1 protein-coding gene is annotated in these 9392 nt (G+C 73.7%); it reads left to right on the top strand.

The genetic code is table 11. The features are described from left to right. Nucleotides 1-9392 (top strand): type I polyketide synthase (locus tag KUM38_RS42630; RefSeq protein ID WP_302181341.1); only part of this gene is annotated, 9392 nt, incomplete at both ends.

The following is a 9392-nucleotide window of genomic DNA, read 5'->3' as shown; positions in this document are numbered from 1 at the left end:
GCCCGGCAGTGGCCGGACGCGGACGGCCGTCCGCGGCGGGCGGGTGTCTCCTCCTTCGGCGCCAGCGGCACCAACGCCCACGTCGTCCTCGAACAGGGACCCGACCCGGCTCTCACACAGACCGCTCCCGGTGAGCCGGCCGTTGTCGCCGCTGCCCTGCCGTTCATGGTGTCGGCCAGGTCGGAGGCGGCCCTGCGGGCGCAAGCGGGTCGACTGGCCCGTCTCGTGGCCGAGCACCCCGAGATCGAGGCCGCCGCCCTGGCGCACGCGCTGATCGGCACTCGGGCGGCACTGGAGCACCGCAGCGTCGTACTGGCCGAAGACCGCGCGGAGCTGACGGCCGGCCTGGAGGCGCTGGGCTCGGGGCAGTCGGCGCCCGGCGTCCTCTCCGGGACGGCTCGCCCGGCGGGCCGGCCGGTGCTGGTGTTCCCCGGGCAGGGGTCACAGTGGGTGGGGATGGCGGCCGGATTGCTGGAGTCGTCTTCGGTGTTCGCCGAGTCGATGGCGGAGTGCGAGGCGGCGCTGTCGGCTCATGTGGACTGGTCGTTGACGTCGGTGGTGCGGTCGGACTCAGAGGAGTGGCTGGACCGGGTTGATGTGGTGCAGCCGGTGCTGTGGGCCGTGATGGTGTCGCTGGCGGGGCTGTGGCGGTCGTTCGGTGTGGTGCCGGGTGCCGTTGTGGGTCACTCGCAGGGAGAGATCGCTGCGGCGTGTGTGTCGGGTGCGTTGTCGGTGGAGGACGCGGCGAGGGTGGTCGCGTTGCGGAGCCGGGCGATCCTGGAGCTGGCCGGGTCGGGTGGGATGACGTCGGTCGGTGTGTCGGTGGAGCGGGTGGCCGAGCTGATCGCTCGATTCGAGGGTCGGGTGTCGGTGGCGGCGGTGAACGGCCCGGCGTCGGTGACGGTGGCCGGTGAGCCGCAGGCCTTGGAGCAACTGCTCGCGGACTGTGAGGCGCAGGGTGTGTGGGCGCGCCGCGTCCCGGTGGACTACGCCTCCCATTCGGTTCAGGTGGAGGCGATCCGTGAGCGGCTGCTGACCGAACTGGCGGGCATCGAACCGCAGGATCCGACGATCCCGTTCTACTCGGCGGTCACGGCCGAACGCCTTGAGAATCCGAGGCTGGACGCGGAGTACTGGTACACCAATCTTCGGCAGACGGTCCGTTTCGAAGAGACGATCCGCCTTCTCCTCGCCCAGGGCTACGACGCGTTCGTGGAGGCCAGCGCCCACCCCGTGCTGAACGGGGCGATCGAGGACACCGCTGAGGCCCAGGCACTGGTGGTGGGCACGCTGCGCCGGGGCGAGGGCGGCCTGGACCGCTTCACCGCCGCGCTGGCGGAGGCGTACGTCAACGGCCTCCCGGTGGACTGGTCGCCGCTCCTGGGCCACCAGGCCGACACCCGCGTCGACCTGCCCACGTACGCCTTCCAGCACGAGCGGTACTGGCTGGAGCGCACGGCCTCGTCCGGGGACGCGCGGCAGCTCGGCCTGGCCGAGGCGGACCATCCACTGCTGGGTGCGGCTGTGGCACTCGGTGGGGGGCAGGGTGCCGTACTGACCGGCCGTGTCTCCCTCCAGTCCCACCCCTGGCTGCGTGACCACGCGGTCGCCGGGACCGTACTGCTGCCCGGCACGGCGTTCCTGGAGCTGGTGGTGCGGGCCGGCGACGAGGTCGGCTGCGGCCGTGTCGCCGAACTGGCCCTCGAAGCACCGCTGGTGATCCCGGACCAGGGAGCCGTACAGCTCCAGGTCTTCGTCGACGCGCCCGACGACGGCGGTGAGCGCGGTGTGTCCGTGTACGGACGTGCCCAGGGCGGTGGCGCCCTCGACGACGCGTGGACCCGACACGCGTCCGGCGTCCTGGCACCGGCCCCCGCCGACGAGGCGGCCGATCTCGCTGCCTGGCCGCCCGCCGGTGCGCAACCGGTCGATCTGGACGGCTTCTACTCGGGCCTGGCGGAGACGGGCTACGGCTACGGCCCGGCGTTCCAGGGACTGCGTGCGGCGTGGCGTTCGGGCGACGACGTGTACGCCGAGGTCGGTCTGCCCGCCGAACTCACCGGACAGGCCGAGCTGTTCGGACTGCACCCGGCGCTGCTCGACGCGGCTCTCCACGCCGCCGGGCGGAGCGGCCTGGGCGCCGCCCCGGCGGGCACGGTCAGGCTGCCGTTCGTGTGGTCGGACGCCACGCTGCACGCGGCCGGCGCCCCCGCGCTCCGCGTCCGGCTGTCCGTCACCGGCCCGGACACCCTGGCGGTCGACGCGGCGGACTCCTCCGGCCGTCCGGTGTTCTCGGCTCGCGGCCTGACGGTGCGTCCGATGGCCCTGGACCAGCTCGACCTCACCCGCCACCCCGCCCACGAGGCGCTCTTCCACCTCGACTGGATCACGGTCGAACCGGCGGACACCCCCGCGGGGGACCACTCCTGGGCCGTGCTCGGTGAGAACGCGGCGGACTTGGCCGACGGGCTGCGCCAGGAGAACGTCGACGCGGAGGCGTACGCAGACCTGGGCGCCCTCGTCGCGTCCGACGGCGCAGTCCCGGACGTGGTGGCGGTCGCCTTCCTGCCCTCGGCAGGCGACGCGCGGGAACGACACCCGGCCACCGGGACGGCCGACGAGGTGGCGGAGACGCTCACCCGTCTCCTCGTCCTCGTCCAGGAATGGCTCGCCGACGAGCGGTTCGCCGCGTCCCGCCTGCTGGTGGTGACCCGCGGTGCCGTCCGGGCGGCGCGAGGGAACGGGGAAACGGACCTCACGAACGCCCCGGTCTGGGGACTGCTGCGCACCGTGCAGAACGAGCACCCGGACCGCTTCGTCCTCGTCGACCTCGACGCCGACGAGCCGACCCCCACGGCCCTCCCCGCAGCCCTCGCCTGTGGGGAGCCGCAGGTCGCGCTGCGCGACGGCGTCCTGCTGGCGCCGCGGCTGGCGCGAACCGCGTCGGGTGCCGGCCTGCTGCCCCCGCCGTCCGGCGCCTGGCGTCTGGAGACGGCCCGCGAGGGCACGCTGTCCGACCTGGCGCTCCTGCCCGCCCCGGCGGCCGAACAGCCGCTCGGCCCGGTCGAGATCCGGATCGCCGTGCACGCCGCGGGAGTCAACTTCCGCGACGTGCTGATCGGGCACGGCATGGTGCCGGGCCAGACCGGCATGGGCAGTGAAGGCGCCGGTGTCGTCACCGAAGTCGGCCCGGAGGTGACCGGGTTCACCGTCGGTGACCGGGTCTTCGGGATGTTCCGGGACGCCTTCGGCCCGATCGCGGTGGCCGACAGCCGGATGACGGCACGCGTCCCCGGGGGTTGGTCGTTCGAGCAGGCGGCGTCGGTGCCGGTGGCCTTCCTGACGGCGTACTACGGGCTCGTGGAACTGGGCGGCGTGCGTGCCGGCGAGTCGGTGCTGGTCCATGCCGGTGCGGGGGGTGTGGGGATGGCGGCGGTACAGATCGCCCGCCATCTCGGGGCGGAGGTGTTCGCCACCGCCAGCGAGGGCAAGTGGGACACCTTGCGTTCGCTGGGCCTGGACGACGACCACATCGCGAACTCCCGCTCGCTGGAGTTCGAGGAGCGCATCCGTACCGTCACCGGCGGCCGGGGTGTCGACGTGGTGCTGAACTCCCTGGCGGGGGAGTTCGTGGACGCGTCGCTGCGGCTGCTGGCCGAGGGTGGCCGGCTGCTGGAGATGGGCAAGACCGACATCCGGGACGCGGGGGCGGTGGAGTCCGCGTACACGGGGGTGTCGTATCAGGCGTACGACCTGCTGGAGGCGGGCCCCGAACGGATAGGCGCGCTGCTGGGTGAGCTGATGGGGTTGTTCGCGGCGGGGGTGCTGGAGCCGGTTCCGGTGCGGTCGTTCGATGTGCGGCGGGCGCCGGAGGCGTTCCGGTTCATGTCCCAGGCGAAGCACGTCGGCAAGCTGGTGCTGCGGATGCCCCGGGCGCTGGACGCGGACGGCACGGTGTTGATCACGGGTGGCACGGGCACGCTGGGTGCTCTGGTGGCCCGGCACCTGGTCACCGAGCACGGCGTGCGCAGTCTGGTGCTGACCAGTCGGCGTGGCCCGGACGCTCCGGGTGCGGACGCGTTGACGGCTGAACTGGCCGCTTTGGGCGCGCGGGTGAGCGTGGAGGCGTGTGACGCCGCCGACCGGGACGCATTGGCCAGGGTGCTGGCGCGGGTACCGGCGCTCACGGGTGTGGTCCACGCGGCCGGAGTGCTCGACGACGGCCTGGTGGAGTCGATGACCCCGGACCGGTTGGAGCGGGTGCTGCGTGCCAAGGTCGACGGCGCGGTCAACCTGCATGAGCTGACCCGTGACCTGGACCTCTCCGCGTTCGTCCTCTTCTCCTCCCTCGCCGGCGTCCTCGGCAACGTCGGCCAGTCCGGCTACGCCGCGGCCAACACCTTCCTCGACGCCCTCGCGCGAAGCCGGCACGCGGACGGCCTTCCCGCGGCCTCCGTCTCCTGGGGCCTGTGGGAGCCGGCCAGCGACATGACCGGGCGGCTCGGCCGGCAGGACCTGGCCCGGATGCGCCGGTCCGGCATCGTCGCCATGACGGCGGACGAGGGGCTCGCGCTGCTCGACGCCGCCCTGAACGTCGACGAGCCGCACCTCGTCGCCGTCCGCCTCGACCACACCGCACTCCGCGCCCAGGCCACGGCCGGTTCCCTGCCGAGGCTCCTCCAGGGCCTCGTACGCACGCGTGAGGTGCGCCGCGCCGTCGAGGCCGTCACCGTCGGCCGGGACAACCCGCTGGCCCGTGAACTGCGAGCGGTCCCCGAGGCCGAGCAGATCCGCGTCCTCGTCGACCTCGTCCGCGCCGACGTCGCCGCGGTCCTCGGCCACTCCTCCGCCGAATCGGCCGACACCGAACGCACCTTCAAGGACCTCGGCTTCGACTCGCTCACCTCCGTCGAACTGCGCAACCGTCTCAACGCGGCCACCGGCCTGCGGCTGCCCACGACCCTCGTCTTCGACCACCCGACCCCGCTCGCCCTCGCCGGGTTCCTCCGCGCCGAGCTGCTCGGCACGGCCGAAGCCGTCGCCGCCGAAACCCCGGTCGCGGCGCCCGCGACGGACAACGAGGCCATCGCGATCGTCGGCATGGCGTGCCGCTTCCCGGGCGGGGTCGAGTCGCCGGAGGACCTGTGGCGGCTCGTCGCCGAGGGCCGCGACGTGATCACCGACTTCCCGACCGACCGCGGCTGGGACCTCGACGACCTGTACGACCCCGACCCCGGTCGGCACGGCAAGAGCTACGTCCGTCACGGCGGGTTCCTCGACGCCGTCGCCGACTTCGACGCCGAGTTCTTCGGGATCTCCCCGCGCGAGGCCCTCGCCATGGACCCGCAGCAGCGGCTGCTCATGGAATCCTCGTGGGAGGCGATCGAGCGGGCGGGCATCGACCCGGCCGCCCTGCGCGGCAGCCAGACCGGCGTGTTCTTCGGCATGCTCGCCAAGGACTACGCCGCGCGCCTGGACCGCACCCCCGAGGACGTCGAGGGCTACCTCGGCACCGGCAACGCCAGCAGCGTCGGATCGGGGCGGGTCGCCTACACCTTCGGCCTCGAGGGCCCCGCGGTGAGTGTCGACACGGCGTGCTCGTCCTCGCTGGTGAGCCTGCACCTCGCCGTACAGGCGCTGCGCGGCGGGGAATGCTCGATGGCGCTGGTCGGCGGTGTCAGCGTGATGCCGACGCCTGGCCTGTTCGTGGAGTTCAGCCGTCAGCGCGGCCTCGCCGCCGACGGCCGCAGCAAGGCGTTCTCCTCCACCGCGGACGGCACCAGCTGGGCGGAGGGCGTCGGCGTGCTGCTCGTGGAGCGGCTGTCGGACGCCGAGCGGAACGGCCACCGCATCCTCGCGGTCGTCCGGGGCAGCGCCACCAACCAGGACGGCGCGAGCAACGGCCTCGCCGCGCCGAGCGGCCCGTCGCAGCAGCGGGTGATCCGGCAGGCGCTGACCAACGCACGGCTCACCGCCCGGGACGTAGACGCCGTCGAGGCCCACGGAACGGGCACCACCCTCGGTGACCCGATCGAGGCCCAGGCGATCATCGCCACCTACGGACAGAACCGCGAACCCGGCCTCCCGCTCTGGCTCGGCTCGCTGAAGTCGAACCTCGGCCACGGCCAGGCGGTCTCCGGTGTCGCCGGTGTCATCAAGATGGTCATGGCCTTGCGCGAGGGCGTGCTGCCCAAGACGCTGCACATCGCGGAACCGACCCCGCACGTGGACTGGTCCGCCGGCGACGTCGAGCTGCTCACCGAGGCCCGGGAGTGGCCGGACACCGGCCGCCCGCGCCGCGCGGGCGTCTCCTCCTTCGGCATCAGCGGGACCAACGCACACGTCGTGCTGGAGCAGGCAGCCACCGCCGAGCCGACAGACGGCACGCAGCCGACAGACGGCACGCAGCCGACGGCCGAACAGCCGACGGCGGCCGAACAGCTCGGCACGGTGTTGCCGTTTGTGGTGTCGGGTCGGTCGGAGGGGGCGTTGCGGGGGCAGGCGGGTCGGCTTGCCGGGTTCGTGGGCGGGCGGGACGGTCTGGATCTTGCGGTGGTGGCGTCGGCGTTGGTGGGGTCGCGGTCGGTGCTGGAGCAGCGGGGTGTGGTGCTGGCCGCGGACCGTACGCAGTTGGCGGCGGGGTTGGCGGCGCTGGGCGCGGGGGAGCAGGCGCCGGGTGTGGTGACGGGTGGGGCGCGGTCCTCGGGCCGGGCGGTGTTCGTTTTTCCGGGGCAGGGGTCGCAGTGGGTGGGGATGGCGGCCGGTCTGCTGGAGTCGTCTTCGGTGTTCGCCGAGTGGGTCGAGCGGTGCGAGGCGGCGTTGGCGGCTCATGTCGACTGGTCGCTCACCGGGGTTCTGCGGTCGGACTCCGAGGAGTGGCTGGGCCGGGTGGATGTGGTGCAGCCGGTGTTGTGGGCGGTGATGGTGTCGCTGGCGCAGCTGTGGCGGTCGTTCGGTGTGGAGCCGGGAGCTGTCGTCGGCCACTCCCAGGGCGAGATCGCGGCGGCGTGCGTGTCGGGTGCGTTGTCACTGGAGGACGCGGCGAAGGTGGTCGCGTTGCGGAGCCGGGCGATCCTGGAGCTGGCCGGTTCGGGGGGTATGGCGTCGCTGGGTGTGCCGGTGGAGCGTGCTTCTGAGCTGATCGCGGCGTACGGCGGCCGGGTGTCGGTGGCGGCGGTGAACGGTCCGGCGTCGGTGACGGTGGCGGGTGAGCCGCAGGCTCTGGACGCACTCCTCACCGACTGCGAGGCACAGGGCGTGTGGGCGCGGCGGGTGCCGGTGGACTACGCCTCCCACTCCGTCCAGGTGGAGGCGATCCGTGAGCGGCTGCTCGCCGAGCTGGCGGGCATCGAACCGCAGACTCCGACAGTCCCGTTCTTCTCGGCGGTGACGGCCGAGCGGCTCGAGAACCCGAGGCTGGACGCGGAGTACTGGTACACGAATCTTCGTCAGACGGTTCGTTTCGAGGAGACGATCCGCCTTCTCCTCGCCCAGGGCTTCGACGCGTTCGTCGAGACGAGTGCGCACCCCGTGCTGACGACTCCGGTGGAGGGCGCGGTCGAGTCCGCCGGGGCGGACGCGGTGGTGCTGGGCACGCTGCGCCGGGGCGAGGGCGGACAGGAGCGCTTCACCGCCGCGCTGGCGGAGGCGTTCGTCCACGGCCTGACCGTCGACTGGACACCGCTCCTCGGCGACGGCGACGCCTTCGTGGACCTTCCCACGTACGCCTTCCAGCGTCGCCGCTACTGGCTGCAAGCCCCTGCCGGGGCGCGTGGGGATCTCGGCGCGGTGGGGCTGCGGGACGCGGAGCACCCGCTGCTGGGGGCCTGCGTGCCGGCCGTGGACGGCGGAGTGACACTGACCGGGCGGCTGTCGCTCTCCGCGCAGCCCTGGCTGGCCGACCACGCCGTCGCCGGTACCGTCCTCCTGCCGGGCGCGGCTTTCGTGGAGCTGGCCCTGCGGGCAGGCGACGCGGCCGGGTGCGGCCATGTGGACGACCTGACCCTCCAGGCGCCGCTGGCCGTCCCCGAGCAGGGGAGCGTGACGGTCCAGGTCGTCGTGTCCGCGCCGGACGAGACGGGCGGCCGGGCGGTGTCGGTCCACTCGCGGACCGGCGACGAGGACCTCGACGCCGAGTGGATCTGTCACGCCGTCGGCCGGCTGTCGGACGGGCCGCCCGCCGAGCCGGAGGCCCTCACCGACGGCTCCGCTTGGCCCCCGGCCGGGGCCCAGCCCGTGGACCTGGACGCGTTCTACGCGGACCTGGCGGCGCGCGGATACGAGTACGGCCCGGCCTTCCAGGGCCTCACGTCGGTCTGGCGGCTCGGCGAGGAGATCTGTGCCGAGGTGGCCCTGCCGGCCGAGCACGGTGAAGAAGCCGCCCGCTTCGGTCTGCACCCTGCGCTGCTCGACGCCGCGCTGCACGCCCTCGTGACGGCCGGGCACCCCGGCGCCGACGACGGCCGGCTGCGGCTGCCGTTCGCCTGGAACGGCGTCGCCCTGTCCGCGACGGGCGCGTCCGCGGCCCGGGTACGGATCTCGCGGCTCGACACGGACACCGTCGCGCTGGCCTTCGCCGACACCGGCGGACAGCCCTTCGCCCGGATCGCCGCACTGACCCTGCGACCGGTCGACGCGGCGCGGCTGCGGGAGTCCGTCAGCGTCAAGGAAACGCTGTACGCCGTCGAGTGGGTCCCCGCCGCGGCCGCGGAGCCGGCCTCCGTCCCCGCCGACATGGCCGTGCTCGGCCCCGACACGTCCGGGCCGGTGCCCGCGAACGGGACGAGCCACTACGCGGACGTCGCCGACCTGCTGGCGGCACTCGACGCCGGGACCCCCGTCCCCACGACCGTCCTGCTGCTGTGCGCCGGCGGCCCGTCGGGCACCGCCCCGGACGCGGCGGCGGCCCACGCCACCACGGCGCGGACGCTGAGCGTCCTGCGCGCGTGGCTGGCCGACCCGCGCCTCGAGACCTCACGGTTGGTCGTGGTGACGCGGGGTGCGGTGGGTGCCGGCGATGGTGTGCCGGATGTCGCGTCGTCGGCGGTGTGGGGTCTGGTGCGGTCGGCTGCCACGGAGCATCCCGGGCGGTTCGCGCTGGTGGACGCGGATGGGGACGACTGGTCGTCGGCTGCACGGGACGCCCTGGCGACCGGCGAACGCGAGGTCGCGGTACGCGGCGGCGAACTGCTCGTGCCGCGTCTGGTGCGGCACGGAGTGGACTCCGGCAGTGAGCGGGTGTCGTTCGGTGACGGGGCGGTGCTGGTCACCGGGGGTACGGGCACGCTGGGCGGACTCGTCGCCCGTCACCTCGTGTCCCGGTACGGGGTGCGCGAGCTGGTGTTGCTGAGTCGTCAGGGTGAGCGGGCGGCCGGTGCGGCTGACCTCGTCGA

This window comes from Streptomyces sp. AC558_RSS880, from assembly GCF_019049255.1.
In the GTDB taxonomy this organism is placed as follows: Bacteria; Actinomycetota; Actinomycetes; order Streptomycetales; family Streptomycetaceae; genus Streptomyces.
The sequence above is the reverse complement of the archived record's forward strand: the minus strand, read 5'-3'. Positions and strand labels throughout refer to the sequence as shown.